This window comes from Frigoribacterium sp. CFBP 8751 (genome assembly GCF_014841545.1).
GTDB lineage: Bacteria > Actinomycetota > Actinomycetes > Actinomycetales > Microbacteriaceae > Frigoribacterium.
On the sequence record NZ_JACYUB010000004.1, the window covers coordinates 34,429 to 61,145 of the forward strand.

Here is a 26,717-nt window from a genome sequence, read left to right on the forward strand (position 1 = left end):
CCTCGCAGGTGACCCACGGTGGCCGTCGCGGGCTGGTCGCCCAACGGCGGCCACCGCCACCGACACGATCACTGCCTCACTCCAGATCACGCACCCAAGGGGAAACACTTGAGCACGACAAGCCAGCGCACGTCTCAGAGCAAGACGACCCCCCGACGGCGCCTCCGTGCTCTGGGGGCATCAGCCCTCACCGCCACGATCGCGGTGACCGCCCTGGTGACCGGCACCGCGACACCAGCGGTGGCCGCGACGACGGTGCTGCCGGTGTCGCTGTACGTGACCACGACTGCCGAGACCGCGTCGGCCGATCAGGCCACCGTGGAGCAGAAGGTCCGTGACGAGTTCCAGGGCATGAGCGACTACTGGTTCTCCATGTCCAACGGGCTCGTGCGATTCGAGATCAAGCAGCTCGTCTACCGTCCCGGTGAGGGTGTCTGCAAGAACGGCAACCCCCGCATCCGTGACGATGCCCAGGCCGCCACCGGCTGGGGTGGCGGAGGCAGCGGCGAGTCGCTCATCATCGCCGTCGCCGAGGGCTGCACCTACGCGGGCAGCGCCACCAACAGCGGAACCTTCCTCGGAGGAGGACGTGCGTACCTCGAAGGGCTCTGGGACGGGAACTGGGCTCACGAGATGGGGCACACGTTGACCTTCGGCCACGCCAACCTCCTCGACTGCCCCGCTGGCGTCGTCGACGGGCGGATCGCCTCCGAGGGCGGCCAGTGCACATCCCGCGGCTACGGCGACGCGTACGACGTCATGGGTGTCAGCTACCAGACGGTCTACAAGAACTTCTCGACCCCGAACCAGATCCGCGTGGGCATCCTCACCGCCGAGGACTACGTCGACATCGACAGCCCCACCGCCGTCGATCAGACCGTCGTCCTCCAGGCGCGTGAAGCGACTTCCGGAACACGCTCCCTGGAGTTCACCGACCCGTCCACCGGGATCACGTACTGGGCGGAGCTCGCGACCCCGGTCCGCTACGACAACGGCTACGGGGCAGGATCGATCAACTCCGTCGTCGGCGGAGGCACCTACCAGTACACTCGCGGCGTTCGCATCCTCCGCATGCTGGACACGACGCAGACACTCCTGATCTCCCCGGCCGCCACCACTCCCGGCACCCGCCAGACGTCCTGGCCCGTCGGTTCAACCTTCGAGACCGACGGCGGTGCCGTGAACCTCGAGGTCGTCGCCCAGACAGCCACAACGGCGACACTCCGCCTGCGGACGACCGTCGCCGACACGACTGCCCCGGAAGCTCCTGTCGTGACCACCATCACGGCCGATCGGCTCACCGGAACGGCCGAGCCCGGAGCGACCATCACGGTCGCAGACGCTGCCGGTGCGACCGTCGGATCGGTCATCGTTGACGAGAACGGCAACTACGACGTCCCTGTCGCTCCTGTCCAGGCCGTCGGCGCCCAGCTCGTGGTCACCGCCACCGACGCCGTAGGCAACGCCTCTCCGGCGACCGACGTCACCGTGCCTGCCCCCACACCCTCCGCTCCCACGGTCGACCCGACCACCGGTGCGGTGGTGAGCGGAACGTCCGAGCCGGATGCCGTCATCACGGTGAACAAGGACGGGGCGACGCTCGGAACGACGACCGCGACCGCCGACGGCTCCTTCACCCTTGCCCTTCCCACCGCTCAGCCGGTCGGCACGGTGCTCCAGGTGACGGCCACCACCGCCGGAGGAACATCACCGACGACCTTCATCACGGTCACCGCCCCCGCACCTGCTGCTCCAGTGGTCGAGCCCACCGACGGCTCCACCGTCTCGGGCACCGCGGCCGCTGGTGCGGGCATCGCCGTCAAAGCCGGCGGAACCCTGGTCGGCTCGGGGATCGCAGACAGCACGGGTCGGTTCACGGTCCAGCTCGACCCGGCCCAGGCGCCCGGAACCGATCTCGAAGTGACAGCAGCGGTTGGCGAGGCCAACGTCTCCGCCCCGACGACGGTCACCGTGCAGGCTGCACCGGTCGCACCAACCGTCCAGGTGGCCAGCGGCAGCATCCAGGCCGGAACGACCCAGACGTTCACCGGCAGCGGCTTCGCCCCAGGAGAGACCGTGCGCGCCAGCATCACGCCGAACGGCGCCGATCTCGGCACGCAGATCGCAGGAGCCGACGGATCAGTCAGCTTCACATGGGCAGCCCCAGCCGACATCGTGGCTGGCACCTACACGGTGACGCTCACAGGGGAAGAGTCAGGCGAAGCCCAGACTCAGTTCCTCGTGACGGCAGCCGCTGGAGTGGCCCCGCAGAATCCCGTGACTCCTGGGGCAGGGAACCCGGTGCCGGCAGGGTCCGGTTCAGGTGACGACACCACGCCGACGTCCCACGGGACGCTCGCCTTCACGGGTAGCGATCTGACCGCCCTCTCGCTCGTGTCCGGCATCCCTGTCGTCGCTGGCGCGCTGCTCCTCCTCGGGCTGTGGTTCCGCCGCCGACGCTCGGCCACTGAGACGGCCGACTGACCGTCGCGGGCAGGTCACTCGACGGCGGCCACCGCCCCCGACAGCAAGAACACCGCAGATCGATTCCATCTCCATCCCCGAAAGGGTCGCCATGTCAGCACACACCACCCACCGACAAGGACGTCTCGGGCGTACCCTCGGTGCCGGGTTCCTCGCCTCCGCTCTCGCCGTCACCGGCGCCGTGGTCGCCGAGGCCCCACCCGCGCACGCAGCCGCCACCGCCGTTCCCGTGTCGATCTACGTCACCACCACCGCGGAGACCGCCTCCGTCGACCAGGCGACGACGGAGCAGAAGGTCCGGGACGAGTTCCAGGGCATGAGCGACTACTGGCTGTCGATGACCAACGGCCAGGTGCAGTTCGAGATCAAGCAGCTCATCTACCGCCCCGGCGAGGGCGTCTGCGGCGACGGCAACCCGAACCTCCGTGGCGACGCGATCGCCGCGACCGGGTGGCCGGGCTCCGGACAGGGCCAGGGCCTGATCATCTCCGTCGCCGAGGGCTGCACCTTCCGCGGCAGCGCCACGAGCGGCGGGCCCTCGATGGTCGGGGGAGGCCGCGCCTACCTCGAAGGCCTCTGGGACGGCGTCTGGGCACACGAGATGGGCCACACCATGGACTTCGGCCACGCGAACCTCCTCGACTGCCCCGCCGACGTCGTCGACGGCCGCCTCGCCTCCGAGGGCGGAAACTGCGTCTCGAGGGGCTACGAGGACACGTACGACGTCATGGGCGGCAGCTACGAGACGATCTACAAGAACTTCTCGACCCCGAACCAGATCCGCACCGGCATCCTGACCGCCGCGGACTACGTCGACGTCGACAGCCCGACGAGCGTGGACCAGACCGTCACGATCCAGGCCCGCGAGGCCACCACGGGCGTTCGTTCGCTGCAGTTCACCGACCCCTCCTCGGGCATCACCTACTGGGCGGAGCTCGCGACGCCCACCCGCTACGACACCGGCTACATCGCCGGTTCGAGGACCTCGTCCGTCGGCGGCGACACCTACGCCTCCGTCCGCGGCGTGCGCATCCTCCGCATGGAGGGAACGACCCAGACCCTGCTGATCTCCCCGCAGGGCACCGGCAACGGCACCCGCCCCAACTCCTGGGCTCCCGGATCGACCTTCACCACGGCGACTGGTACGACCACCCTCGACGTCGTCTCCCGGACCGCCGACACCGCCACGCTCCGGCTGCGGACGACCGTCGCGGACACCGCCGCCCCCGACGCCCCGACCGTCACCTCCGTCACCGGCACCACGGTCGCGGGCACCGCAGAGGCCGAGGCGATCGTCACGGTCCTCGACAGCACCGGCGCCGCCGTCGGATCTGCCGTGGCGGACGCCACCGGGAACTTCACAGTCACGCTCACGCCTGTTCAGGCAGGAAGTGCCCAGCTCCGCGTCACCGCCGCTGACGCCGCCGGCAACACCTCGGCGGCCACCGAGATCACGGTCCCGATCCCCGCCCCCGCGGCCCCGACCGTCGACCCCACCACGGGAACGACCGTGACGGGGTCGGCCGAGCCCGACTCCACCGTCGCCGTGACCGCCACCGGCGCCACCCTGGGCACCGCCACGACCGACGGCACCGGCGCGTTCACCGTCCCACTGTCGCCCGCTCAGCAGCCCGGAGCAGTCCTCTCGGTCACCGCCACGAACGCCGGCGGCTCGTCCGAGGTCACCTTCGTGACCGTCACGGCGCCGACGCCTACGGCGCCGACCGTCGATCCGACCGACGGCACCGTCGTCACCGGCAGCGCAGCGCCCGAGACCGGGGTCGCCGTCACCGCCGGAGGCACCCTCGTCGGCTCCGGCACCACGGACGCCACCGGACGGTTCTCCGTCCCGCTCGACCCCGCCCAGGCACCCGGCACGGTTCTCGAGGTGACCGTGTCGACGGGTGACGGGAACACCTCCGCAGCCACCACGGTCACCGTGGCGCCTGCCGCCACCGTTCTCACGTCACGAGTCGAGAACGCCACCGTCCAGGCCGGCGAGACCCAGACCGTCATCGGTGAGGGCTTCGCCGCAGGCGAGACCGTCACCGCCGTCATGACGTCGGACCCGGTGCAGGTGGGCACCGCGACCGCCGGCCAGAACGGTGCTGTCTCGATCACGTGGACCGTGCCCCTCGACACGACCCCGGGAACGCACACCATCACGCTCACCGGAGCGACGTCCGGCTCGACGGCCGCACAGTTCACCGTGACGGCAGCACCCGTCGTCGGCGAAAACCCCGGCACCACGCCCGGAACGGGAACGGGTGCCAACCCCGGCACCGGCACCGGCACGAGTACCACCAACGGGAGCATGAGCGGTTCGAACCTCGCCTTCACCGGCAGCGACATGGTCATGTCCGGCATCACGGCGGCCGCACTGCTCCTGCTGGCAGGACTCTCCCTGATCGCAGTCCGACGCCGACGAGCAGGCCACGACCACGAAGCCTGAACCCCAGGCCAGCCCACCGCGGCGACGACGCATCTACGTCGGCGTCGCGGTGGGCTGTGTCCTCAGCGCCGTCCTCGGAGCGGTCTTCGTCCGGACAGCCCTGGATGCCCTGGACGCCCAGCCGTATGCCGGGGTGACGACTGAGCACGCCTATCTCGTCATCGCGATCGTCGCCCTCGCCATCTGGTGGGGAGGCACGGCAGCATGCATCGTCGCAGGGCGCCTGCTCCTACGCCGTTCGACCATGATCGGAACGCAGGGGAGCACCGCGGAGACGGGTCCTCGCCCCCCGACATCAACTTGAATCGTCCCCGAAGCTGATGGTTGACTGAACCTCAACCAAGAGGAGGATCATGGAAGACACTGCTGCACGATCAGGGTGGACGCGGTTCTGGGAACGGGGTCGATGGTGGAAGGCGCTGATCCTCGCCGTCGGCTACCTCGCCATCTACGAACCCGCGTCGCTCCTCATGGCACCCTTCGTGCCGTTCATCGGCGACGCCGGCTCAGTCAGCTACGTCCTCGTCCTCATCGTCGTCCCGGTCCTGATCGGCAGCCTGATCCTGATCGGTTTCGGCGCCAGCCTCGGCTGGCTGCGGAGCCTCTTCGCGCGGCAGGACGTCCCGGGCCGAGGCTGGATGTGGATCGCCGTCGCTGTCGTGCTGCTCTTCAACGTGCTGCGCTTCGCGAGCATCGACTACGACGCTGCAGGCTTCGACTGGGTCGCCGCATGGCTCCTGGCAGGACTCGTCATCGGCTTCTCGGAAGAAGTGCTCACTCGTGGGTACGTGGTCCGCATCATGCGCTCGGCCGGCCGCTCCGAGATCGCCGTCGGGCTCGTCTCCGCGGCGTTGTTCTCGCTGCTGCACGCGACCAACCTCTTCACCGGTCAGGCGCTGGTCCCCACCGTGCTGCAGATGCTCTACACGTTCTTCTTCGGCCTCTGCATGTACCTCGCGCTCCGGGTGACCGGAACGATCATCGCTCCGATCCTGCTGCACGCGAGCACCGACCCGAGCATCTTCATGCAGGGCACCTACCCCCTGCAGAGCAGCCTCGGGTCCCTGGCCCAGCTCGGCAACATCGTCCTCGTCCTCGTCGGCGTCGTCCTGCTCGTCGTCTTCCTCCTGACCGAACGCCGCACCGCACATCGCACTCCGGTCCGTCGGAATGAGGCTCATATCGGGGGCTGAGTCTGCGGTTGCAGTTGCACCGTCGGCCACGATGCGCTTCCGATACCCATTCCTGCGCACGCGAGCAGTTACCAGTAAGAGGAGGAGATTTCCGATATTCGGCTGTTCATCGGAGCCTCTTTTCGAGCTCGTCTCGGCCGGCCGACGTCAAGTGAAGCCCCACCCTCTCGCTCGCGTCCCGTCCCGCATGAATGCCCTGTGATGGGGCTTGAACGCTACAGTTTTCGGACCTCGTCGGATGCACCCACCCCTCGACCTCGGGGCAAGATCTTCCAACACAACGCCTCTCGAGGACACCGTGATGATCGTGGGTACGACATCAGCTGCGTTGCCCGTCACGTCGGGTGCCCGCAATACTGAGTACTGCTCGAGCTGATCAGGCAGCTCGGCATCTGCTTGGAATGTCACATGAACTCTTCCCGTCGACCCGTGGAGTCGGGGGGCCGTCAGGCTCAGCAGGCACCGGAGTCCGAGCGGACACGCGTGCCGCGGACCTTCTGGGTGGGGTTCGCAGCGGTGGTCGTCTACGTCGTGTTGGCGGCGGTGATCGGCACACTCGTCGGGGACCTCGCCGGCGGTGACACAGCCGAGCTCGCACTGTCGCATTTCATCCCGTTGCCGATCGCGATCGCCCTGGGCTCGCTGTTCGTGTTCCGGTGGTCGGGCTGGGACGTCCGGCGCGTGTTCCGCGAGACGCCGACTCCCCGGCTGGTGCCGAGGCGGTTGTGGCTGGTGACGATCCCGGTACTGATGGTCGCCCTCGCACTGTCCCAGGTCCCCTCCATCCCCTGGGGTGACCAGGTAGCCGGCGTGGTGATCGTCGTGGTGCTGGCCACGACACTCGTGGGCATCGGCGAGGAGCTGTTCCTCCGGGGCATCCTGCTCGAGTCCTTGCGGGCCCGGCACGGCGAGCTCGTCACGTTGCTCGGCACCTCGGCGGTGTTCGGTCTCGCACACGTGGTCGGCAGCGTCTGGGCGGGCGTGCCGCCGGGGGCGATCGTGTTCCAGGTGACGTTCTTGACGATGAACGGCTCCCTCTTGTACTGGGTGCGACGTGTCACGGGCCGCCTCTGGGCGGCGATGGCCGTGCATGCGCTGACCGACTGCCTCCTCTACCTCTCGTCGGGTGCCACCAGCACGTCCGAGGCGCTCATGCAGCAGAACGAGACGGACATGTCGACCATGTGGCCCGCCGCCGTGCTGCAGACCCTGCTGATCGTCGCCTCCCTCGGGGGCCTGGTCAGCGTCATCCGCGAAGACCGGCGCACCCGGAGCACCCGCTCCGCACGACACGACGACCCCGCCGCTGCGGCGCCGACGGAGGGAAGACGCTCATGACCACTGCCCCGATGACGACCACGCCCGTTCCTGGAGGATCTGCCTGGCGGCGCTTCTGGGCTCGCGGACGATGGTGGAAGGCGCTGCTCGCGGTCGTCGGCTACCTCGGCCTCTACGAACTCGCCGGGTTCCTCCTCGGCTGGGCCTTCGGCGACCGGGTCGGCGACGACATCTTCGCCTCGCCCACCACCGTGCTCTTCGGGCTCGGCGCGCCGCTCATCGTCGGCGCCGTGATCCTCGTCGTGTTCGTCTGGACGTCCGGGCTCGCCCGGCCGGTCTTCGCCCGGCAGACCGCGAGCCGCCGATGGTGGATGTGGATCGCCGTAGCCCTGGTCGTCGCCCCGATCGTGCTCCAGCTCATCGGGACCGACTACGGCGTCTACGCGGCCGGTGTCGTGCCGATGTCGTTCTTCGTGGGCTTGTTCATCGGTTTCACCGAGGAGATCCTCTATCGCGGTGTCGTCGTCACCGTGCTCCGCGAGGCAGGGCACCGCGAGTGGACGGTCGCCGTGGTCTCGAGCGCCGTGTTCGGACTGTCCCACTCGGTGAACATCTTCACCGGCCAGGCACCGCTGGTCGTCGGGCTGACGGTGCTGATCGCGTTCGGCTTCGGGATGATGATGTACCTGACGATGCGCGTCACGGGCAGCATCATCTGGCCGATGATCCTGCACGCGGTGACGGACCCGACGACATTCCTCGTCAGCGGCGGCATCGACGAGGACCTGCGCAACGCCCACAACCCGTTCCTCGACGCAGCCGCGCCGTTCAACATCCTCCTCATCCCGGCCGCGCTCATCGCGATGATCCTCCTCTGGCGACGAAGCGTCGACGGCGTGGAGCGCGATGACGGACACGGCCCCGTGTCGCTCTAGACGATCGCCGAGCGGGCCCTTGGTGGAGGTGGGGCCGGGAAGGCGAGGCTCAGGGGTTCTGTGCGCGTTGCGTCCCGCAGCCGAGTGCGGCGGGAGGCACGTCGTCCATGTCGGTCGGCCCCACGTAGGCCGGCTCGAGAGGTGGAAGGTTCGTCACCCCGGTTGCGGCACCGAGTGCGAAGACCGCCCCGTCGAACGCAGGTGAGGTGGGATCGTCAGCTGTGGCGAAGACGACGAAGTAACCGCCCTCGGTGCCTTGGGCGGTCTCGACCAGGCCGGTGAGGGTCCATTTCCCGAGGTCCGGGTCGGGGTGGGCGCTCAGCCAGGGCAGCGCGGACACGACGGTCCCGTTCGCGGAGGCGGTGTCGAGGATCGATTCGTTGACGGTCGTCAGGACGGCCGACGAGGCGTCTCGGCACGTCGGGGTGTCGCCGTCGGCGCCTGTCGGCCACTTCTCGGCACCGTCGCTCGCCGGAGCGGCGGACGTCGCGCCCGCTGCTCCAGGTGGCGTCTCGGTCACCGGTGCGGTCGACGCGCAACCGGTCAGCAGAGCCCCGACGGCCGCCAGTGCGACGAGAGTGGTCGACGCTTTCTTCTGAATCCCCATGCCGTCAGGTTAGGGGCCGCGCGGTGTCCGGGGTGCCCGCCTCGTCCGCGGGTGTCTCGTCCACGTCGGGGATGACGAGCAGCTCGGAGATGCGGCGACGGTCCATCTCGGTCACCTGCAGGCGGGCGCCGTCGATCTCGACGACGTCGCCCACGACCGCCAGGCGCCCGAGGGTCTCGATGACGTAGCCGGCGACGGTGTCGGAGGCGCTCTCGGGCAGGTGGATGCCCGTCGCCTCCTCGAAGTCCTGGAAGTTCAGACGGCCGTCCACGATCCCGCCGCCGGCCTCGAGGTCGGCGGCGGCGAACTCCGTGTCGTACTCGTCGAAGATCTCGCCCACCACCTCCTCGACGAGGTCCTCGAGGGTGACGATGCCGTCGGTTCCGCCGTACTCGTCGACGATGACGGCGATGTGGTGGCCGTCCGCCCGCATCGAGGTCAGCGTCGGGAGGACGCGCGCCGTGGCCGGCAGGTACGAGATCGTCCGCACGATGTCGCGGACCGGCGTCGCCGGGTCTCTCGTGATCGCCTCGAACAGGTCGCGCACGTGCACGAAGCCGATGATGTCGTCGATGGACCGGTCGATGACCGGGTAGCGCGAATACGGCTGGTCGTGGACCTCGCGGGCGGCGTCGCTGACGCTCCCGGTGCCGTCGACGGCCGTGACCTCGGGGCGAGGGCGCATGACCTGGCTGAGCTGGCGGTGCCGGAGGGAGAGCACGTCGTCGAGGATCCGGCGTTCGTCCTCGGGGAGGCCCTCGTGGCTGGAGACGATGTCGCGCAGCTCCTCTTCGGTCATCTCCTCGCCCGTCTTGTGCGGATCGCCGCCCAGCAGACGGACGACGAGGTTCGTGCTGATCGACAGGAGCCAGATGACAGGCCGCATGAGGACGGCGAAGACCGCCAGGACGGGGGCGACGGCGTAGGCGAAGGAGGCGTTCCGCTGGATCGCGAGCCGCTTGGGAGCCAGCTCGCCCAGCACGAGCGAGAGGTAGGCGATGAGAAGGGTCAGGACGATGGTCGCGACCGTCGAGGCGGCCTGTTCGCCGAGCCCGAACCCGACGAGCACGGGCGTCACGGACGGCGCGATGGAGGAGGCGCCGTAGGCGGCGGAGGCGAAGCCGGCGACGGTGACGCCGATCTGCACGGCGGCGAGGAACATGTTCGGGTCGCGGGCGAGGCCCGCGACCTTCTCACCGCGCTTGCCGCGGGCTGCGATCGCGTTGACCTGGCTCTCGCGGAGGGTGACGAGCGCCATCTCGGTGGCGGCGAAGACACCGCCGACCAGGACGAAGACGACGACGAGGACGATGTTGAGGAGCAGGTCGCCGTTCATCGGGCGGCGAGGGCGATCGACCGGGAGGTGCCCGGGGTCTTCCGGGCGCCCGGACTGTGGCAGTCGGACGAAGGATCTGGGAGGCGCGTCATGGACCGAGATTACCGACCGTGCTCTCCGTTCGCCTGTGACGAGTCCGACGGCCCTGACGCGGCGTCGTGATGGTGGCTCGTCGAGGGGACCGCTGCTAGCTTCCCTGCATGACCTGGCCCGTCCTCCACATCTCGCGTGCGTTCGACCACGACGTCGCCGCCGTCTCGAGCGTCGCCGGCGACCCGGCGAACCTCCCCTCGTGGGCGGCGGGTCTGAGCGCCGGCATCCGTCAGGAAGAGGGGCGGTGGCTCACGGACTCACCCATGGGGGTCGTCGAGGTCACGTTCACCGGGCCGGTGGAACTGGGCATCCTCGATCACGACGTGGTCCTGCCGGACGGAACGGTCGTGAACAACCCGTTCCGCGTCGTGGCCAACGACCAGGGAAGCGAGGCCGTGTTCACCCTCTTCCGCCGGGACGGCATGTCGGAGGCGGACGTCGAGGCCGATGCCCGCCTCGTGCGCGGTGACCTCGAACGGCTGGCGACGCTGCTCGACGAGCGTCTTCCCCGCGGCCGGTAGGGACCGGCCGACGGGCGCGACGGGCAGAGGTCGTTCCGTGAGGTGCGGAGCTGCGCCTCAGGCGCGCCAGCCCCGGCGCCGCGCTCGGACGGCCAGGACGATGCCGACCACGGGGAACACGAGGTAGCCGACCAGGACGACGAGGTGGGTGCCGCCGAGACCCGCCGAGGCCATCACCGTCGCGGCCGCGACGGCGAGGAGGGCGACGCCCGCGGAGGCGAGCCAGGCGGCTGCCTTCTCCCGTCGTGTCCAGGCCTGGGCCTGGCTGACGAAGACGAGGCCGGCGAGTGCGCCGACGACCGGCACCAGGAGTGAGCCGGCGATCAGGACGACCGCCGCGACGATCGAGAAGGTGCGGCCGGGAGGAGGCGCGTCCTGGCTGACGAGGGGAACCTCGGTGGCGGTCTCGGCGCGTGCTTCGGCCGCGATGAAGGCCGGATCGCCGAGCTGCCGGATGCGAGCGGCCGCGGCTCCTGCGTCGAGACCCCGGAGTTCCTCCGTCACGCCGGTGACGATGTCCCGGTGGAGGTCTGCCGGGAGCTGTGCGAGCTCGGCGTCGAGCTGAGCGAGGTAGGCGGTGGTGATCCCGGGCGTGGTGTCAGTCACGGGTGTCTTCTCCGATGAGTCGGTGGACCGAGGCGGTGAACGGGGCCCACTGGAGCCGGAAAGCGCTGAGCTGGGCGCGTCCGAGGGGAGTGAGTCGGTAGTACTTGCGGACGGGGCCCGTCGCGGACGGCTGGTCGAAGGCGGTGGCGAGGCCTTGGGCCCGGAGGCGGCCGAGGACGGGGTACAGCGTGCCGATGCTGGCGGCGAGACCGGCCTCGACGAGCTGTTCGGAGAGCTGCCAGCCGTACATGGGCTCACGGTCGAGCAATCCGAGGATGCAGTACTCGACGACGCCCTTGCGCAGTTGCGCCCCTCCGTCCACTGTCATGCGTCACAAGTTACCTTGCGGTGCAAGACAGGTCAAGAGATCCGCTGATGCGTGGTCCGCTGAGGAGGACCGGAACGCCGACCGGCGGAGGCGCGGGATCAGTCCCCGGCGCGACGGTCGTCACGACGGAGGCCGACGATGCCGACGACGATCGCCGCGATGCCGACGGGGATGCCCAGGTAGGCCAACGTCCCCGCGCGACCGCCGTCCGGGATCGGACCGAATCCGCCGGACAGCGCGATCACCGAGAACAGGAACGCGAGGACTCCGAACCCGATGAGGGCCCACCCCTCGGTCGACTTCCCCCGCCTCGTGAACATGCCCGTCTCCGTTCCGTCGCCGTGGACTCCTCGGCACGAGTCTGCCCGTCGGCGGCCCGCCGGGACCGACGCGTCACGCGGGCAGCTCGTCGGCGAGCATCGCGAAGACGAGGGTGTCGGTCCATTCGCCCTTGCTCCAGAAGTCCTGCCGGTGGTGCGCCTCCTGCCGCATGCCGACCCGGGCCGCGAGTCGGGCGGAGGCCGTGTTGCGGCCGTCCATCTGCGCGGTGACGCGATGGACGTCGTCCAGCGCGAACGCGAGCCGCAGCGCGGCCGCCACCGCCTCGCCCGCGAAGCCCCGACCCCCGTGGTCGGGATCGAGCGTCCACCCGACCTCGAGCGTGCGGGGTTCGGGCTCGGTGCGCCACAGCGCCACCGTGCCGATCAACGCCCCCGCCCGCTCGATGGCGAGGGCGAGTGCGCCGGCGGGCTCGGCCAGGTCCGTCCGACCCAGGCGTCGTTCGAGCTGCGCCTGCCCGGACTCGATCGACCAGGGCTCCTCCAGGAGGTAACGGGCGACGTCCGGCCGTGAGTGGATCGCGACGAGTCGCTCCAGATCACCCTCGCGATGCAGGCGGAGGGTCAGCCGGGGGGTCGACGCCAAGGTGTCCGTGTCCATGACGTCGATCCTCCTGCATCACCCGGCCCCGGCGAACGGCTGCCGTCCGCACGATCACGGTTGACATCACGTCGATGTGAGTGTTCACTCAGTCACATGACATCAGGCACCGCGACACGTTCGACGGCGGAGGCGCAGCGGGCGCTCATCACCTCCGCCGCCGTGCACGTCTTCGCCCGCAAGGGCCTCCACGCGACCCCGGTCGCCGACGTCGCCGCCGCGGCCGGGGTCTCGCCCGCCTACGTCTTCCGACTCTTCGACGGCAAGGAGGGGCTGTTCGTCGCGGCCGTCCGGCACACCTACGCGCTCGTCGAGGCGACCATGCGCGACGCCGGGGCGGCCTCCGCATCGACGACGCCGGAGGGCGTCCTCGACGCGATGACCGAGGCCTACGTCCGGTTGATCGCCGACCGCGACCTGATCCTGATGCAGTCCCACGCGCAGGCGGCGACGGACGTGGCCGCGGTCCGTGCGGCCGTCCACGAAGGACTCGGGGCCGTCGTCGAGGCCGTCGCCGAGGGGTCCGGAGCGGCACCCGACGCGGTGCAGCGGTTCATCGCCTACGGGCAGCTCTGCCACCTCGTCGTCCAGGCGGACCTGGCTCACCTGCCGCACGCCTGGGCCTCGACGCTCACCGCCGGCATCCGCCACCGCGACTGATCCGGGCGGCCCGCGCGCTCGTCCCTCTGCATGTCCGCAGTTGTGACTGACTGAACACTAACAAGAAGGAACGTCATGGACACGAACACCTCGCTCCCCACCACGACGACACGGATCGTCCTGCCCGGCCTCGTCGAACCCGACGGACTCGTGGTCGACCTCGCCGCCCCCGTCGGGACGCCCGCCGCCGGAGAACTGCTCGTGGCCGTCGAGGCCACGGGGATCTCGTACGCGGAACAGGCGATGCGTCGTGGCCGGTACTTCGCCCAGCCGCCGTTCCCCTTCACCCCCGGATACGACCTGGTCGGCACCGTGCTCGCCGCGGGCACCGGCGCGGACGGCGGACTCGTGGGCCGACGGGTGGCGACGTTGACGAAGACCGGCGCCTGGACCGGACACGCGATCGTCGCCGCCCGGGACAGCGTCGTGGTCCCCGACGGGCTCGCCGCCGACCTCGCCGAGGCGGTCACCGTCAACGGAGTGACCGCCTGGCAGATGCTGCACCGGGCCGCACGCGTGGAGGCCGGGGACACGATCCTCGTGTTCGGGGCGAACGGAGGCGTGGGCGGGTTGCTCATCCAGATGGCCCAGCACTCCGGCGTCCACGTCATCGCGGCGGCGTCCCCGCGCCACCACGAGTCCCTGCGGGCGCGAGGGGTCGTCCCCGTCGACTACGCCGACCCGGACCTCGCGTCGACCGTGCGCCGGTCGGCTCCCGCCGGGGGCCTGGCAGCGGTCTTCGACAACGTCGGAGGGGAGACGGCGCGGACCTCGTGGTCGCTGCTCGGCCGCGGTGGCACCCTGGTGTCGTATGCGATCATCGCCGCCGTCAGCGGCACCGGCAGCCTCTGGCCGCCGTTCCTGCGCCACCTGGGCCGCATCCTGACCTGGAACGCCCTCCCGAACGGCAAGCGCGCCACCTTCTACGACCTCTGGGCAGGCCACGGCACCCGCGGGAAGTCGTACCGGCGACGCCTCGACGAGGACCTCACCCACGTCCTGGAACTCGTCCGAGACGGTGTCCTCACCGCGAACGTCGCCGCGCGCTTCCCGCTCACGGACATCTCGAAGGCGCTCGAACTCGCCGAGTCCCGCACCCTCGACGGCAAGGTCGTCCTCGTTCCCTGACGACGGCCCGACACGGCTGCTGCGAGCCCGGGGTGACCCGCCGTCTACATTGGGCCAGGCCCCCACGGAAGGAACCCCCATGAGCATGGAAGGCGCGGCCTGGAGCTCGCTCTACAAGATCTCGTCCGCACGGGACGGTGGGCACGGCATCTCGCGCGCGTCCGTCCGGCGGATCATGACGTTCGCGGTGCCCTACCGGTCGAAGCTGGTCGTCTTCATCGCCCTGTCCGTGGTGGGTGCCGTCCTCGCGGTCGCGACGCCGGTGCTGGCCGGCCGGGTGGTCGACGTCATCGTCGCGCGGGGCGAACTCGCGGCCGTCGTGCGGCTCGCCGTCCTCATCGCCGTCGTGGCGCTGGCCGACGCCGGCGTCTCGCTGGTGACGCGCTGGTTCTCGGCCCGGATCGGCGAGGGCGTGATCCTGGACCTCCGCACCGCCGTCTTCGACCACGTGCAGAAGATGCCGATCGCGTTCTTCACCCGCACCCGGACGGGCGCCCTCGTGAGCCGCCTCAACAACGACGTCATCGGCGCCCAGCAGGCCTTCAGCGGCACCCTGTCGGGCGTCGTGACGAACGTCGTGGCCCTGGTCCTCACGCTGATCGTCATGCTCAGCACGTCCTGGCTCGTGACCGTCCTCGCCGTCGTCATGCTCCCGATCTTCCTGGTGCCCGCGCGGCGCATGGGCAGCCGCCTCGCGGCCCTCCGCCGTGAGGCCGCCGACCACAACTCCGCGATGAGCACGCAGATGACCGAGCGCTTCTCCGCGCCCGGGGCCACCCTCGTCAAGCTGTTCGGCCGCCCCGACGAGGAGGCCGAGGAGTTCCGCGTCCGCGCCGCCCGCGTCCGCGACATCGGCGTCCGCACCGCCCTGCTGCAGTTCGTCTTCGTCACCGCGCTGACCCTCGTCTCCGCTCTCGCCCTCGCGCTCGTCTACGGGCTCGGCGGTGCCCTAGCGCTCGCCGGCCAGCTCGACACCGGGGAGGTCGTCACCCTGGCACTCCTCCTCACCCGCCTGTACGTGCCGCTGACCGGGCTCGCGAACGCGCGGGTCGAGATCATGAGCGCGGTGGTGAGCTTCGAGCGCGTCTTCGAGGTGTTGGACCTCGAACCGCTGATCCAGGAGAAGCCCACCGCCGCCTCCGTCCCCGAGGGTCCGGTGAGCGTCGAGTTCGACGACGTCCGCTTCGCGTACCCGTCCGCCGACAAGGTGTCCCTCGCCTCCCTCGAAGAGGTCTCCACCCTGGACACCCGCGGCGGCGAGGAGGTGCTGCACGGCGTGTCCTTCCGGATCGAGCCGGGGCAGACCGTCGCGCTCGTGGGCACGTCGGGTGCCGGGAAATCCACGATCGCGCAGCTGATGTCGCGTCTGTACGACGTCGACGGCGGTGCCGTGCGCCTCGCGGGAACGGACGTCCGCGACGTGACCTTCGCCTCGATGCGCCACACCCTGGGCATGGTGACCCAGGACGGCCACCTGTTCCACGAGACGATCCTCAGCAACCTGCGTCTCGCGAGGCCGGAGGCGACCGACGACGAGGTCTGGGACGCCGTCCGGCGTGCACGGCTCGAGCCCCTCGTCCGGTCCCTGCCGGACCAGCTCGACACGATGGTGGGAGAGCGCGGCTACCGGCTCTCGGGAGGCGAGCGTCAGCGGATGACCATCGCGCGCCTCCTGCTGGCACAGCCCCGCGTCGTCATCCTCGACGAGGCGACCGCGGCCCTCGACTCGACGTCCGAGGCCGCCGTGCAGGCCGCCCTCAGCGAGGCGCTCGAGGGTCGGACCGCCCTGGTCATCGCGCACCGCCTGTCCACCATCCGCAGCGCGGACCAGATCCTCGTGGTCGAGGACGGCTCGATCGTGGAGCGCGGCACGCACGAGGAGTTGCTGGCCGCGGAGGGACGCTACGAAGAACTGCACCGCACGCAGTTCGCCGTGCAGAAGGACGTCGCCGCGGACGAGCAGGCGCCGAGCGCGCGCTAGCCCTACTCCGCGGTCGGCCCGTCGACGGGCGCGGTCCGACGTCGTCGCAGCACGAGGGCGGTGCCTGCCGCGAGCAGGCCGGCGGCGAGTGCGCCGACCCCGGCGACCTGTCCGCCGGTGAAGGCGAGGGCTCCGTCGGCGGAGGGCCGGGCCGTGGCCGAGGGGCGCGGCGTCGAGCCCGTTCCCGCCCCGGCACCGTCCGTGGGCGCGGGGGAGGGCGCCGTGCCGGGATCGGTCGGCACCGCGGTCGGATCGTCCGTCGGCGGCGCCGGGTCGACCTCGGCGCCGGGCACCGACCAGGTCCCCGCGGCGAAGGTCACCGGCAGCGTCGCGGCCACGACGACCGTCGACGGGATGCCCGACTCGACGACGAGGCATTCCAGCGAGAGCGTCGCTCCGCCCGCCTCGACGCCGGCGGCGACGACCTCCTCGAACGAGATCGCCATCGGCACCTCGACCGGCTGCCCCGCGGCCACCGCGACGCTCGGCGACGTGACGACGGTCGCGCCTCCCGAGGTCACCGAGAGTCGGGCGGCATCGTCCGCGGCGGACGGGCAGCCCGCGGCGAACAGCGCCGAGGCGAACGATGGGTCGGCGCGGGCGTCGCCCGACACGACCGCGGTGCCGGCGGCGTCGCGCAGCACGAGCGGTGCGGGGTCGGCGGGCGCCTGAGCGGCGACGGCGGCACCGGGCCCGGCCAGGCCCGCGACCGTGCCGGCGGCGAGGGCCGCCCCGACGAGCAGGGCCCGTCCGGAGGCGCGCGAGGCGAGGCGGCGGGCGGCCGGGACGGAGGCGCGCGAGGGGAGGCGGCGGGCGGTGGGGACGGAGGAGGACATCGGGACCTTCGGTGGGTGCGGTGGGCCTCCGCGGCGGGGAGCGCGCGGCGACGCCAGGACTGTCGCGCACCCGGGGGAACGGATCGTGAACGCCCGGTGTCGCACGCGTCCCCGACCGTTGGCCTGCGGTTCAGGCCCGCTCCCTACGGTCGGGACGCCCGCCCGACGAAAGTGATGCCATGTCCCTCGACCCCCGCCCCGAGCAGCCCGCCCCGACCGGATCGGGCTTCTCCCGCCGGGCCTTCCTGGGGGCCTCCGTCGCCGCGACGGTCGCCGTGGGGGCGACCGCCCAGGGACTGCGGGGAGCGGACCCCGCCGAGGCCGCGCCGCTGCCGTCGGTGCCCGCCGTGGTCGACCCGGCGGCGCTCTCGTGGCTGGTGTTCGACCACCACGTGCACTCGGTCTACTCGCACGACGCGAAGTACCCCATGACGACGATCCTCGACCGGGCGCAGCGCTTCGGCGTCGACGCGATCGCCTTCACCGAGCACAGCAACAAGGGCCACGCCAACGTCGGCGGGGTGTTCAACGCCGCCCGCGAGATCGAGACCGCGCGGGCTGCCCGGCCCGACCTGCTCGTGCTGCAGGGGCTCGAGTGGTACATCCCCGGCGCCGAGCACGCCACCGTGCTCGTCGCACCCGGTCCCGCGACGACCCGCGTGCTGCGCCGCTTCGAGCTCGACCACGACGGCAAGCTCAACGGCTGGGAGAAACCGCGCCCCGGCACCGACGACGCCGCCGAGTGGCTCGTGCACGCCACCGACGCGATCGCCTGGCTCGGCGCCCAGAAGAGCTCGGGCGTCGTCGACGACGTGATCGTCCTGGCGAACCACCCGAGCCGCCTCGGCATCGACTCGCCCGGCGAGCTGCGGGCCTGGCAGGACGCCGACCCCGAGGTGTTCGTCGGCATGGAGGGCGCCCCCGGTGCCCAGGCCGGTGCCGTCGCCGCGAACGCCTCGGCGCGCTCGCGGCGGGGCGAGTACGAGAACGCCCCCAGCGAGTTCTCGTTCGCCGGCTACCCCGCCGAGGCCTACCTCACCCACGGCGGCTTCGACTGGACGACGGCCGTCGTCGGCGGCGTGTGGGACTCGCTGCTCAGCGAGGGGCGGCGCTGGTGGATCACCTCGAACAGCGACCTCCACCTCAAGGAGTCCGACGCCACGCGCGTCGGCGACTTCCCGACCGGGGCCGGCTGGGAGGCCGGCGCGACGCTCGCCAACTTCGACCGTGCCGGCCGTCGACCCGACCCGGTCGCCACGGCCACGCCCCAGAACGGCGCCGACTTCTGGCCGGGCGAGTTCAGCCGGAACCACGTCGGGGCCGTCGACCGCTCGTCCGCCGCGCTGCTCGACGCGATCCGCGCCGGTCGGCTCTGGGTCGACCACGGGCACCTCGTCGCCGGGCTCTCCGTCGTGCTCCGGGCCACCGGCGGGCAGGAGGCGCAGGCCACCATGGGCGGGACCCTCACCGTCCCGCGCGGCACGGCCCTCGAGCTCGTGGTCGACGTCGTGCCCACGACGACGCCCACCTCACGGGGCACCGTCCCGCGGCTCGTCCACCTGGACGTGATCCGCGGCCGCGTCACCGGACCCGCGGCCGACCGTGACGAGCAGCGCGCGCCCGGCACCCGGGTCGTCGAACTGCTCGACGTCGCCGACCGCTCCGCCGCCCCGTTCCGCGTCGTGGTGCCGCTCGAGCCCGTCACCGAGGACGGCTACGTACGTCTGCGCGGCAGCGACGGCCGGGTGCACGGCGTCGGTCCGCTCGGCGCCGAGGTCGACCCCCGGGCGCCCCAGCCGTATCCCGTCGCCCCGGCCGACCCGTGGGCCGACACCTGGCTCTACGCGAACCCGATCTTCGTCAGCGTGCGCTGAGCCGGGCGCGGCCCGCTCCTCGGGGCACGTCGTCGCGACCGTCCGCCGTCACGCCGCGGGCTGGCACCGCGGGCACCACCAGGCCCGTCGCGTGCGCCCGTCCGGCGTCGGCGGGTCGTCGCGCCCTTCGACACGGGTGCCGCAGCGCAAGCACGGGCGTCCGGCCCGGCCGACGACCCAGTGCGTCTCGCCGAGGCGGGTCCGGCCCGTCGTGACCTGGTAGGCGCCGGGCGTCGAGACCGAGAATCGCAGGGCGCGCGCGGCCACGTCGACGAGCTTCACCAGGTCGACCTGACCGATCGGGGTGGCCGGGTGCACCCCACGCAGGTACCCCACCTCGTTGACCCAGAGGTTGCCGAGACCGGCCATCGGACGTTGGTCGAGCAGGGCGGCACGGACCGTGACGTCGGGGAGTGCGGCCAGGCGACGTCGCGCCTCCTCGGGGTCCCAGTCGGGGCGGAGCGGGTCGGGGCCCAGGTGGCCGATCAGCGTGTGCTCGTCCCGGGTCGGCACCAGGTCGACGACCGGCAGGTCGACGCCCCAGAGGGTGTGGCCGTCGTCGAGCCGGGCCCGCACGCGGACCTGCCGCTGCAGCCGCGACGGCAGGACGCGACCGGGTCGGGTCAGCGTCCACGACCCCTGCATGCGCAGGTGCGTGTGCAGGGTGGTGGCGTCGTCGAAGCGGGTCAGCAGGTGCTTGCCGTGGGTGTCGACCTCGACGACGCGCCGACCGGCGAGCGACTCGCCCGCCCGGCCGCCCGACCGCAGCTCGCCGTCGACGACGACGCGGTCGACGAGCGACGGACGGAGGCGCGCCGCCAGCAGGTGGACGCTGTCACCCTCCGGCATGCCGTGATGCTACCCGGCGTGCCCCGGGGCGACCGCCGCCACGAACTCGATCTCGACCCGGGCGCCCTTGGGCAGCGCGGCGACCTGGTACGCCGCTCGGGCCGGCAGCACCCCGCCGTGGAACACCTCGGCGTAGGCCTCGTTCACGACGGCGAAGTCGGCGATGTCGGCCAGCAGCACCGTCGTCTTGACGACGAGGTCGATGCGCGAGCCCGCGGCCTCGAGCACGGCGGCGCCGTTGCGCAACGACTGGGCCGCCTCGTCGCGGACGTCCGGCCCGGCGAACTCGCCCGTGGCCGGGTCGATCGGCAGCTGGCCCGACACGAAGACGAGGTCGCCCACCCGGACGGCCTGCGAGTACGGACCGATCGCGGCCGGGGCCCGGTCGGTGTGCACGGCACGGAGGGGGTTCGGGTCGAGGGTCATCGTCGTCCTCCCAGGACGGTCAGGGCCGCGTCGAGCGCGGCCGGGGTGGTGGTGGCGTGCACGCTGAGGCGCACCCGGTCGTCGCCGTGGACGGTCGCCGTGACGCCGGCGGCCTCGAGTCGTGCGCCGACGGCGGCGGCCTCACCCGTGGGCACGCCGGCGACGACGAGTCCCGCCCGCCGTGACCGGTCGACGGGGGAGAGCACGGGCACCTCGGCGGCCTCGAGTCGGCCGATCAGGTCGCCCGCCGTGTCCGCCACGCGGGACGCCACGACGTCGACGCCCACCGACTCGAGCTGCTCGAGCGCCGTGGCGAGGGCGCCCGACGCGAACGGCGACCCGTTGGTCACCGACAGGCGCTGCGCCCCGGGCAGCGGGGCGTGCGGCACGCCGTCGTAGCGCGACGCCCCCTCGACGCCCGTCCAGCCCCCGAGGACCGGACGGAGGCGCGCGAGGGCCCGCGAGGACAGCGCCACGAACCCGGTTCCCCAGCCCGCGCGCAGCCACTTCTGCCCACCGACGACGAGGGCGTCGGCGAGCGTCCAGTCGGCGTCGAGGACGCCGAACCCCTGGATGCCGTCGACGACGAGCAGTCGGTCGCCCACGGCCTCCCTCAGCCCGGCGAGGTCGGCGACGGTGCCCGTGCGGAAGTCGACCGCGCTCACCGCGACGGCCACGGTGTCGGGCCCGACCGCGTCGGCCACGCGCTCGGGCGTGACGGGCGCCAGCGGCTGCCCCGGGACGGCGGGCAGCGGTCGCACCGTCGTGAGCCCGGCCTCCTCCGAGCGCCACCACGCGTACAGGTTCGACGGGAACTCGGCGCTGCTGACCACGACCTCGCCCCGGGGCAGGCCGAACGCGATCTGCATCAGCCCCAGCGACGTGCTGCCGGTGAGGGCGACCCCGCCGCGGTCGAACCCGGTGAGGCGCGAGACCGCCGCGAGGGCCCGCTCGTCCTCGGCGTGCAGGCCGGACGAGGGGACCCCGGCGCTCGCCGCGGAGGCGAGGCGGCCGATCGTCTCGACGACGTCCCGCGACGGCGGCCCGTAGCTGCCGAAGTTCAGGTAGCCGACCGGCTCGGCGAACGACGCGAGGTAGGCGTCGAGCGCCGAGCCCGGGGCCGTCGGCGTACCCGTCGTCACGTCAGCACCCGCTGCAGGAACTGTCGGGTGCGCGCCTCACGCGGGGCGCCGAGCACCTGCTCGACCGGCCCCTGCTCGACGATGCCGCCGTCGGCCATGAACACCACGCGGTCGGCGACCTCGCGGGCGAACTGGATCTCGTGCGTCACGACGAGCATCGTCATGCCGTCGCGCGCCAGGTCGCCCATCACCTTGAGCACCTCGCCGACCAGCTCGGGGTCGAGGGCCGAGGTCGGCTCGTCGAAGAGCAGGAAGAGCGGCTTCATCGCGACGGCCCGGGCGATCGCCACGCGCTGCCGCTGCCCGCCCGAGAGCTGGCCGGGGTAGGCGTCGACCTTGTCGCCGAGGCCCACCCGCTCGAGGATCTCGACGGCCTCGCGCCGCGCCTCCTTCGCCGACCGGCGCTGCACGCGGACGGGGCCCTCGAGCACGTTGCCCAGCACGGTCAGGTGCGGGAACAGGTTGAAGTGCTGGAACACCATGGCCGTGCGGGCGCGTTGGGCCGACAGGCGGCGCTCGCTCAGCTCGTGCAGCACACCGTCGCGGAGCTCGAAGCCCATCGGCTCGCCGCCCACCCAGACCTCGCCCGCGTCGGGTTCCTCGAGCCGGTTCAGGGTGCGGAGGAACGTCGACTTGCCGGCTCCGGACGGGCCGATGATGCAGACCACCTCGCCGCTGCGCACCGTCATCGAGACGTCGCGCAGCACCTCGTGGCTGCCGTACGACTTGCCGATGCCGATGGCCTCGAGGACGGGGGCCGCCTCGGCGGCGGGCACCGCGCCTCCTGCGGTGGTCGTGTCGGTCGTGGTCACGGGGTGCTCCTCACGAGGGGTGCGCGGCCGAGGTCGGCGGCGACTTTGCGGCGGAGGGCGCGGGCGTTCGGCGGCCCGCCGGGGCGGCGGTCCTGCCGGTCGAAGCTGCGCTCCAGGTAGAACTGGCCGACGCTTGCCACGCTGACGATGACCATGTACCAGATCGCCGCGGCGATCAGGGTCTCCATCACCTGCAGGTTGAACGAGGCGATGTTGTTCGCCGCCTTGATCAACTCGAGGTAGCCGATGACCGACGCCATCGCCGTGCCCTTGAGCATGTTGATGAAGTCGTTGCCGGTCGGCGGGATGATGATGCGCATCGCCTGGGGCAGCACGATGCGGGCCATGCGCTGCATCGGGGTCTGCCCGATCGACTGGGCGGCCTCGATCTGACCGCGGTCGACGCTCTTGAGGCCGGCGCGCACGATCTCGGCCATGTAGGCGCTCTCGTTGAGGGCCAGACCGAGGAACGCCGCGACGAACGTGGTCATGACGTCGTTCGTGCTGACGTCGAGGAACACCACGTCGGTGAACGGCACCCCGACGGTCAGGCGCGGGAAGATCAGCGCCAGGTTGTACCAGAGCAGGATCTGCAGCAGCACGGGCAGGCCGCGGAACAGCCAGGTGTAGCCGGCCGCGAAGGCCTGCGCCACCGGGTTCTTCGAGATGCGCATCAGGGCGATGACGACGCCGATGACCACGGCGCTCACCTGGGCCACCACGGCGAGCACGATCGTGCCGACGAGGCCCTGCAGGATGATCGGCGACACCAGATAGTATGGGATGTCGCGGTACGAGATGTCGCCCTGCGACGCCCCGTAGACGAGCGCGACGAGCAGCACCACGATGACGACGGCGCTGACCCAGCGGCCCCAGTGCTTCAGGCGCACCTGGGGCAGCAGCTCACGGCTGCCGACGGGCCCGCCGCCGCGTCCGGCCGAGGAGGCGCGGGTCGCGTCGCCCGGGTCGGTGCCCGTCGGTCGTGCGGTCGCCACCTACTTGCCGCCGTTGACGGTGGCCTCGGTGACGCTGCCCGAGGTGATGCCCCAGGCGTCGAGGACCTCGCCGTAGGTGCCGTCGTCGATGAGCGAGTCGAGGGCCGCGGCGATGGCGTCGCGCAGCTCGGCGTCGTCCTTGTTGACGCCGATGCCGTACGGGGCGCCGTCGATGACGTCGCCGGGGACGACCTCGAAGGCCTGGCCGTCCTGGGCGGTCTTCGAGATGTAGACCGCGCTGGGCAGGTCGTTGACGATGGCGTCGATGCGGCCGGTGCGCAGCTGCGTCTGGTTCTGGCTGTCGCTGTCGGTCACCGTGATGTCGAGGGCCTCCTCGCCGTCGGACTCGCACTGCGTGCTGGTGGCCTCGGCGAACTCCTGCTGGCTGGTGCCGGTGACGACGGCGATCGACTTGCCGCAGAGCGCGTCGGGGCCGGTGATGTCGTCGGGGTTGCCCTTCTGCACCATCAGCGTGATGCCCGAGGTCAGGTAGTCGACGAAGTCGATCGCCTGCTGGCGCTCGGCCGTGTCGTTCATCGCGGCGATCGTCACGTCGACGCGGCCGGACTGCAGGCTGGTGATGAGCGAGCCGAAGTCCTGGTTCTGGTACTCGACGTCGAGGCCGAGCTTCTTGCCGACCGCGGTGATGAGGTCGTGGTCCGAGCCGATGACGGTCGAGCCGTCGGCCGCGTAGAAGTTGTTGGGCGCGGACTGGACGTTCGAGCCGACGACGAGCGTGCCCGCGTCCTTGATGTCCGCGGGCACCTGGGCGGCGAGGGCGTCGTCGACCTGGACCGCGTCGAGCAGCGCGCTCGTGTCGGGGATGGTCGAGGACGACGAGGCGCCGCCGGACGCGTCGCCGGAGGCGTCGCCGGGCTGCGGGGCGCTCGGGCCGCCGCACGCGGTGAGGCCGAGGGCCAGGACGGCGCCCGTGGCGACGGTGCCCCAGAGGGCGGAGCGGGAGCGGGTTCGGGTCATGGTCGAGCCTTTCGTGAGCGTCGTCGGTCATCGCAAGCTAGCCGAGCGATCGGCGAGATGAGAAGAAATTATCACAGTGCGACGATTTCGTTACATGCCGGTAACCTGGGGGCATGACGAGAGCCAGCAGCGCCACCGTGGTCGACGCCAGCCGGGTCCTGCGGGCCGAGTTCGAGCCCTACCTGCCGCTCATGGACTTCTTCGCCGAGCTGCTCGGGCCGCGGACCGAGGTCGTGCTGCACGACACGAGCGACCTGAGCCGGTCGATCGTCGCCCTGACGAACGGCCACGTGAGCGGGCGCAGCGTCGGCGGGCCGGCGACCGACCTGGTGCTCAAGGTCCTGCAGAACCACGAGCACGACGACCGCGACTACCTGGCCAACTACCTGGCCGAGTCCCGCACCGGCGGCACGTTCCGCTCGTCGACCTTCTTCATCCGCGACGCGGGCGGCGACGTCGTGGGCATGCTCTGCCTCAACATCGACGACGAGCCGCTGACCCGGGCTCGTGACCTGCTCGCGGCCATCACGGCGACGACGGGGCTGGTCAAGGGGGCGCCCCTGGGGTCGGGGTCCGAGGCGGGCCCTGCCTCGACCTCGACCTCGTCGTCGGGGCCGGTCGCCGAGCGACTGAGCATGAACGTCGACGAGCTCGCCCTCGACGGCGTCGCCCGCATCGTGGCGGCCCAGGGCGTCGAGCCGCACCGCATGACGCCCGACGAGAAGGTCGCGGCCGTGCGCGAGATCGAACGGGCGGGGGTCTTCCTGCTCAAGGGCGCGGTGGCCCAGGTGGCCGAGGCGCTGCACGTGTCCGAGCCGACGGTGTACCGGTACGTGCGGCAGGTGCGCCAGGGAGGCTGACCGCTGCGGCGCGTGCCCCGGCGCCGGTCACGCGGGTCTCGCACCGCCGACTGGACGTCGTACCGCGGAAATCGGCGGTGCGACGCTCAGTTCACGGTGCGAGTCGGGCGATGATCGCGCCGTGGGGCCTCGGCCCGGACGGCGGTCCCGTGCGGGTGTGGGTCTCGAGCACGTCGAACCCGGAGGCGCGCAGCTCGTCCGCGAGGAGGTCGGGTGCCCAGCGCCACGCGGTCGTGATCGCGTGGTCGAACGGTTCGACGGTCGGCCCGGTCGACCCGGTGAAGAACCCGACGAGCAGCCCGCCGCCCGGCTGGAGCACGCGGGCGAACTCGCGGAGGGGGTGCCGGATGCTGCCCGGGTCGTGGTGGATCAGCGAGTACCAGGCGAGGACTCCCGAGAACTCGTCGGGCTCGTAGGGCAGGGCGTCGACGTCACCGAGGCCGAACGAGACGTCCGGGTGGGTGTGGCGCGCGTGCTCGACGAAGGCCGGGACCCGGTCGAGTCCGCGCACGTGGACGCCCCGCGCGGCGAGGTGCCCCGACCAGTGGCCCGGCCCGCAGCCCGCGTCGAGCACGGGACCCTCTACCGTCGTCGCCCAGGACGTGACCAGGTGTTCGTCAGCGGGGTGCACCGCCGACATCGAGCCGAGGTGGTCGACGTACTCGCGGGCCCGCGCGGCGTAGCGAGCCCCGACGTCGGATGTCATGCCCCGCAGCCTAGGAGTCGTGGCTCGCAGTCGAACCACCGATGGGCCGTCGAACCATCGTGTTCCGTGGTTCGACGACACATCGGTGGTGCGACCCCGACCCCGACCCCGACCCCGACCACGCCCCGAGGAGGCGCGGCGCGGGTCAGGACACGGATTCGCGGGCGGCGGCGTCGAGCGCCGCCGCGATGCTGTCGAGCTGGGGGAGGGCCTCGGCGATCGTCTCGTCCGTGCCCGTGGTCGAGAGGACGTACTGGTACGCCTCGCGCAGGGTGGTCGTCGTGCCCTCGCCCTGCGCGGTCAGGTGCAGGAAGAGGCTGCGGCGGTCGCCCGGGTGTCGGCTGCGCGTGACGTGCCCCGACTTCTCGAGCCGGTCGACCACGGCCGTCGTCGCCCCCGTGCTGAGCAGCAGCTCTTGGGCGAGCGCACCCGGGGTCAGCCCCGGGGCGTCGGCGACGGCGAGCAGCGCGGCCAGCTCGGTGTGGCCCATGCCGACGACCTTCGCGGCGTGGAGCCGGTAGCGACGGTGCGCCTCGTCCAGGGTCTGCAGGGTCGCGGCGAGACGCCGGACGGACTCCGGGTGGTTCTCCGGAGTGGCGGGAAGGTCGGGGCTCACGACAGCAGGGTACCGAGCATCGCCCCAGGTGTCGGCGACGTTGCGCAGAACGGATGACCCAGTTCGGGGCGCGGCCCCCTGC

At 71.6% G+C, this 26,717-nt stretch carries 26 protein-coding genes; 11 read left to right on the plus strand and 15 right to left on the minus strand.

Translation table 11 applies throughout. The features are described 5' to 3' along the window. Nucleotides 1-108: 108 nt before the first annotated feature. From IFT88_RS11375 to IFT88_RS11395, 5 genes are all read left to right on the plus strand, one after another. Nucleotides 109-2,484, plus strand: coding sequence for an Ig-like domain-containing protein (locus IFT88_RS11375; RefSeq protein ID WP_192120668.1), 2,376 nt, complete (start codon nt 109-111; stop codon nt 2,482-2,484). Nucleotides 2,485-2,575: 91 nt separating this feature from the next. After that, on the plus strand, nt 2,576-4,936 hold the full coding sequence (locus IFT88_RS11380) for an Ig-like domain-containing protein (protein WP_192120670.1): 2,361 nt from the start codon (nt 2,576-2,578) through the stop codon (nt 4,934-4,936). A gap of 353 nt (nt 4,937-5,289) precedes the next feature. Continuing rightward, on the plus strand, nt 5,290-6,129 hold the full coding sequence (locus IFT88_RS11385; protein WP_192120672.1) for a CPBP family intramembrane glutamic endopeptidase: 840 nt from the start codon (nt 5,290-5,292) through the stop codon (nt 6,127-6,129). Nucleotides 6,130-6,612: 483 nt separating this feature from the next. Beyond that, a complete protein-coding gene (locus IFT88_RS11390; RefSeq protein ID WP_192120674.1) occupies nt 6,613-7,467 on the plus strand; it encodes a CPBP family glutamic-type intramembrane protease in 855 nt (284 codons plus the stop codon). Then, the gene (locus tag IFT88_RS11395; RefSeq protein ID WP_192120676.1) at nt 7,464-8,342 is read left to right on the plus strand and encodes a CPBP family intramembrane glutamic endopeptidase; all 879 of its coding nucleotides are present in this window, start codon (nt 7,464-7,466) and stop codon (nt 8,340-8,342) included. The genes IFT88_RS11390 and IFT88_RS11395 overlap by 4 nt, the downstream gene beginning before the upstream one ends. Before the next feature lie 49 nt (nt 8,343-8,391). Here IFT88_RS11395 and IFT88_RS11400 read toward each other — a convergent pair whose 3' ends face one another. Then, nucleotides 8,392-8,949, minus strand: coding sequence for a hypothetical protein (locus IFT88_RS11400; RefSeq protein ID WP_192120678.1), 558 nt, complete (start codon nt 8,947-8,949; stop codon nt 8,392-8,394). A 4-nt stretch (nt 8,950-8,953) separates the two neighbouring features. After that, entirely contained in the window at nt 8,954-10,285 is a 1,332-nt protein-coding gene (locus tag IFT88_RS11405; protein WP_056224918.1) for a hemolysin family protein, read from the minus strand. Nucleotides 10,286-10,485: 200 nt separating this feature from the next. On the opposite strand from IFT88_RS11405, the gene IFT88_RS11410 reads away from it, so the two are divergent. After that, the gene (locus IFT88_RS11410) at nt 10,486-10,899 is read left to right on the plus strand and encodes a polyketide cyclase (RefSeq protein ID WP_043593806.1); all 414 of its coding nucleotides are present in this window, start codon (nt 10,486-10,488) and stop codon (nt 10,897-10,899) included. A gap of 57 nt (nt 10,900-10,956) precedes the next feature. On the opposite strand, the gene IFT88_RS11415 is transcribed toward IFT88_RS11410, so the two are convergent. From IFT88_RS11415 to IFT88_RS11430, 4 genes are all read right to left on the minus strand, one after another. Then, on the minus strand, nt 10,957-11,505 hold the full coding sequence (locus IFT88_RS11415) for an HAAS signaling domain-containing protein (protein ID WP_192120680.1): 549 nt from the start codon (nt 11,503-11,505) through the stop codon (nt 10,957-10,959). Continuing rightward, complete coding sequence (locus IFT88_RS11420) at nt 11,498-11,833, minus strand: PadR family transcriptional regulator (RefSeq protein WP_192120682.1); 336 nt, start codon at nt 11,831-11,833, stop codon at nt 11,498-11,500. The genes IFT88_RS11415 and IFT88_RS11420 overlap by 8 nt, the downstream gene beginning before the upstream one ends. A 98-nt stretch (nt 11,834-11,931) precedes the next feature. Next, nucleotides 11,932-12,153: a hypothetical protein gene (locus tag IFT88_RS11425; RefSeq protein WP_056224928.1), complete on the minus strand. Its 222-nt coding sequence runs from the start codon at nt 12,151-12,153 to the stop codon at nt 11,932-11,934. A 73-nt stretch (nt 12,154-12,226) separates the two neighbouring features. Then, nucleotides 12,227-12,772, minus strand: coding sequence for a GNAT family N-acetyltransferase (locus IFT88_RS11430; RefSeq protein WP_192120684.1), 546 nt, complete (start codon nt 12,770-12,772; stop codon nt 12,227-12,229). A 96-nt stretch (nt 12,773-12,868) separates the two neighbouring features. Here IFT88_RS11430 and IFT88_RS11435 point away from each other — a divergent pair, with 96 nt between their 5' ends. The 3 genes from IFT88_RS11435 (at nt 12,869) to IFT88_RS11445 (ending at nt 16,541) form a co-directional block, all read left to right on the plus strand. Beyond that, on the plus strand, nt 12,869-13,432 hold the full coding sequence (locus IFT88_RS11435; RefSeq protein WP_043593815.1) for a TetR/AcrR family transcriptional regulator: 564 nt from the start codon (nt 12,869-12,871) through the stop codon (nt 13,430-13,432). A gap of 75 nt (nt 13,433-13,507) precedes the next feature. Then, nucleotides 13,508-14,560 carry a zinc-binding dehydrogenase gene (locus IFT88_RS11440; RefSeq protein WP_192120686.1) on the plus strand — a complete coding sequence of 351 codons (1,053 nt, stop codon included), beginning with the start codon at nt 13,508-13,510 and terminating at the stop codon, nt 14,558-14,560. A gap of 79 nt (nt 14,561-14,639) precedes the next feature. Then, nucleotides 14,640-16,541 (plus strand): ABC transporter ATP-binding protein, encoded by a 1,902-nt coding sequence (locus tag IFT88_RS11445; protein WP_043593819.1) that lies wholly within the window; start codon nt 14,640-14,642, stop codon nt 16,539-16,541. 2 nt (nt 16,542-16,543) lie between these two features. On the opposite strand, the gene IFT88_RS11450 is transcribed toward IFT88_RS11445, so the two are convergent. Continuing rightward, nucleotides 16,544-17,377 (minus strand): hypothetical protein, encoded by an 834-nt coding sequence (locus IFT88_RS11450; protein ID WP_192120688.1) that lies wholly within the window; start codon nt 17,375-17,377, stop codon nt 16,544-16,546. Between the two features lie 179 nt (nt 17,378-17,556). On the opposite strand from IFT88_RS11450, the gene IFT88_RS11455 reads away from it, so the two are divergent. After that, nucleotides 17,557-19,251, plus strand: a complete 1,695-nt coding sequence (locus IFT88_RS11455) for a PHP domain-containing protein (RefSeq protein WP_192120690.1) — start codon at nt 17,557-17,559, stop codon at nt 19,249-19,251. A 48-nt stretch (nt 19,252-19,299) separates the two neighbouring features. Here IFT88_RS11455 and IFT88_RS11460 read toward each other — a convergent pair whose 3' ends face one another. From IFT88_RS11460 to IFT88_RS11485, 6 genes are read right to left on the minus strand one after another with little or no spacing between them, the layout of a single operon-like run. Then, on the minus strand, nt 19,300-20,100 hold the full coding sequence (locus IFT88_RS11460) for a DNA-formamidopyrimidine glycosylase family protein (RefSeq protein ID WP_192120692.1): 801 nt from the start codon (nt 20,098-20,100) through the stop codon (nt 19,300-19,302). A 9-nt stretch (nt 20,101-20,109) separates the two neighbouring features. Continuing rightward, entirely contained in the window at nt 20,110-20,526 is a 417-nt protein-coding gene (locus tag IFT88_RS11465; RefSeq protein WP_043595677.1) for a RidA family protein, read from the minus strand. Then, the gene (locus tag IFT88_RS11470; protein ID WP_192120694.1) at nt 20,523-21,668 is read right to left on the minus strand and encodes an aminotransferase class V-fold PLP-dependent enzyme; all 1,146 of its coding nucleotides are present in this window, start codon (nt 21,666-21,668) and stop codon (nt 20,523-20,525) included. Before IFT88_RS11470 ends, IFT88_RS11465 begins: the two co-directional genes overlap by 4 nt. Beyond that, nucleotides 21,665-22,480: an amino acid ABC transporter ATP-binding protein gene (locus IFT88_RS11475; protein WP_342212144.1), complete on the minus strand. Its 816-nt coding sequence runs from the start codon at nt 22,478-22,480 to the stop codon at nt 21,665-21,667. The genes IFT88_RS11470 and IFT88_RS11475 overlap by 4 nt, the downstream gene beginning before the upstream one ends. Next, nucleotides 22,477-23,475 carry an amino acid ABC transporter permease gene (locus tag IFT88_RS11480; RefSeq protein WP_082452201.1) on the minus strand — a complete coding sequence of 333 codons (999 nt, stop codon included), beginning with the start codon at nt 23,473-23,475 and terminating at the stop codon, nt 22,477-22,479. Before IFT88_RS11480 ends, IFT88_RS11475 begins: the two co-directional genes overlap by 4 nt. Then, on the minus strand, nt 23,476-24,453 hold the full coding sequence (locus IFT88_RS11485; protein WP_056224956.1) for an ABC transporter substrate-binding protein: 978 nt from the start codon (nt 24,451-24,453) through the stop codon (nt 23,476-23,478). Between the two features lie 113 nt (nt 24,454-24,566). On the opposite strand from IFT88_RS11485, the gene IFT88_RS11490 reads away from it, so the two are divergent. After that, on the plus strand, nt 24,567-25,313 hold the full coding sequence (locus IFT88_RS11490; RefSeq protein ID WP_192120696.1) for a helix-turn-helix transcriptional regulator: 747 nt from the start codon (nt 24,567-24,569) through the stop codon (nt 25,311-25,313). Between the two features lie 91 nt (nt 25,314-25,404). On the opposite strand, the gene IFT88_RS11495 is transcribed toward IFT88_RS11490, so the two are convergent. Then, nucleotides 25,405-26,019: a class I SAM-dependent methyltransferase gene (locus tag IFT88_RS11495; RefSeq protein ID WP_192120698.1), complete on the minus strand. Its 615-nt coding sequence runs from the start codon at nt 26,017-26,019 to the stop codon at nt 25,405-25,407. Nucleotides 26,020-26,164: 145 nt separating this feature from the next. Next, the gene (locus IFT88_RS11500; RefSeq protein ID WP_052505315.1) at nt 26,165-26,635 is read right to left on the minus strand and encodes a MarR family transcriptional regulator; all 471 of its coding nucleotides are present in this window, start codon (nt 26,633-26,635) and stop codon (nt 26,165-26,167) included. Nucleotides 26,636-26,717 lie beyond the last annotated feature (82 nt).

Bases quoted from the DNA above. Each gene is read 5' to 3' on its own strand.
- IFT88_RS11425 (WP_056224928.1), bottom strand. From the start codon at position 12,153: ATGTTCACGAGGCGGGGGAAGTCGACCGAGGGGTGGGCCCTCATCGGG.
- IFT88_RS11405 (WP_056224918.1), bottom strand. From the start codon at position 10,285: ATGAACGGCGACCTGCTCCTCAACATCGTCCTCGTCGTCGTCTTCGTC.
- IFT88_RS11395 (WP_192120676.1), top strand. From the start codon at position 7,464: ATGACCACTGCCCCGATGACGACCACGCCCGTTCCTGGAGGATCTGCC.
- IFT88_RS11450 (WP_192120688.1), bottom strand. From the start codon at position 17,377: ATGTCCTCCTCCGTCCCCACCGCCCGCCGCCTCCCCTCGCGCGCCTCC.
- IFT88_RS11455 (WP_192120690.1), top strand. From the start codon at position 17,557: ATGTCCCTCGACCCCCGCCCCGAGCAGCCCGCCCCGACCGGATCGGGC.
- IFT88_RS11445 (WP_043593819.1), top strand. From the start codon at position 14,640: ATGAGCATGGAAGGCGCGGCCTGGAGCTCGCTCTACAAGATCTCGTCC.
- IFT88_RS11485 (WP_056224956.1), bottom strand. From the start codon at position 24,453: ATGACCCGAACCCGCTCCCGCTCCGCCCTCTGGGGCACCGTCGCCACG.
- IFT88_RS11380 (WP_192120670.1), top strand. From the start codon at position 2,576: ATGTCAGCACACACCACCCACCGACAAGGACGTCTCGGGCGTACCCTC.
- IFT88_RS11440 (WP_192120686.1), top strand. From the start codon at position 13,508: ATGGACACGAACACCTCGCTCCCCACCACGACGACACGGATCGTCCTG.
- IFT88_RS11490 (WP_192120696.1), top strand. From the start codon at position 24,567: ATGACGAGAGCCAGCAGCGCCACCGTGGTCGACGCCAGCCGGGTCCTG.
- IFT88_RS11430 (WP_192120684.1), bottom strand. From the start codon at position 12,772: ATGGACACGGACACCTTGGCGTCGACCCCCCGGCTGACCCTCCGCCTG.
- IFT88_RS11420 (WP_192120682.1), bottom strand. From the start codon at position 11,833: ATGACAGTGGACGGAGGGGCGCAACTGCGCAAGGGCGTCGTCGAGTAC.
- IFT88_RS11460 (WP_192120692.1), bottom strand. From the start codon at position 20,100: ATGCCGGAGGGTGACAGCGTCCACCTGCTGGCGGCGCGCCTCCGTCCG.
- IFT88_RS11385 (WP_192120672.1), top strand. From the start codon at position 5,290: ATGGAAGACACTGCTGCACGATCAGGGTGGACGCGGTTCTGGGAACGG.
- IFT88_RS11495 (WP_192120698.1), bottom strand. From the start codon at position 26,019: ATGACATCCGACGTCGGGGCTCGCTACGCCGCGCGGGCCCGCGAGTAC.
- IFT88_RS11400 (WP_192120678.1), bottom strand. From the start codon at position 8,949: ATGGGGATTCAGAAGAAAGCGTCGACCACTCTCGTCGCACTGGCGGCC.
- IFT88_RS11410 (WP_043593806.1), top strand. From the start codon at position 10,486: ATGACCTGGCCCGTCCTCCACATCTCGCGTGCGTTCGACCACGACGTC.
- IFT88_RS11465 (WP_043595677.1), bottom strand. From the start codon at position 20,526: ATGACCCTCGACCCGAACCCCCTCCGTGCCGTGCACACCGACCGGGCC.
- IFT88_RS11435 (WP_043593815.1), top strand. From the start codon at position 12,869: ATGACATCAGGCACCGCGACACGTTCGACGGCGGAGGCGCAGCGGGCG.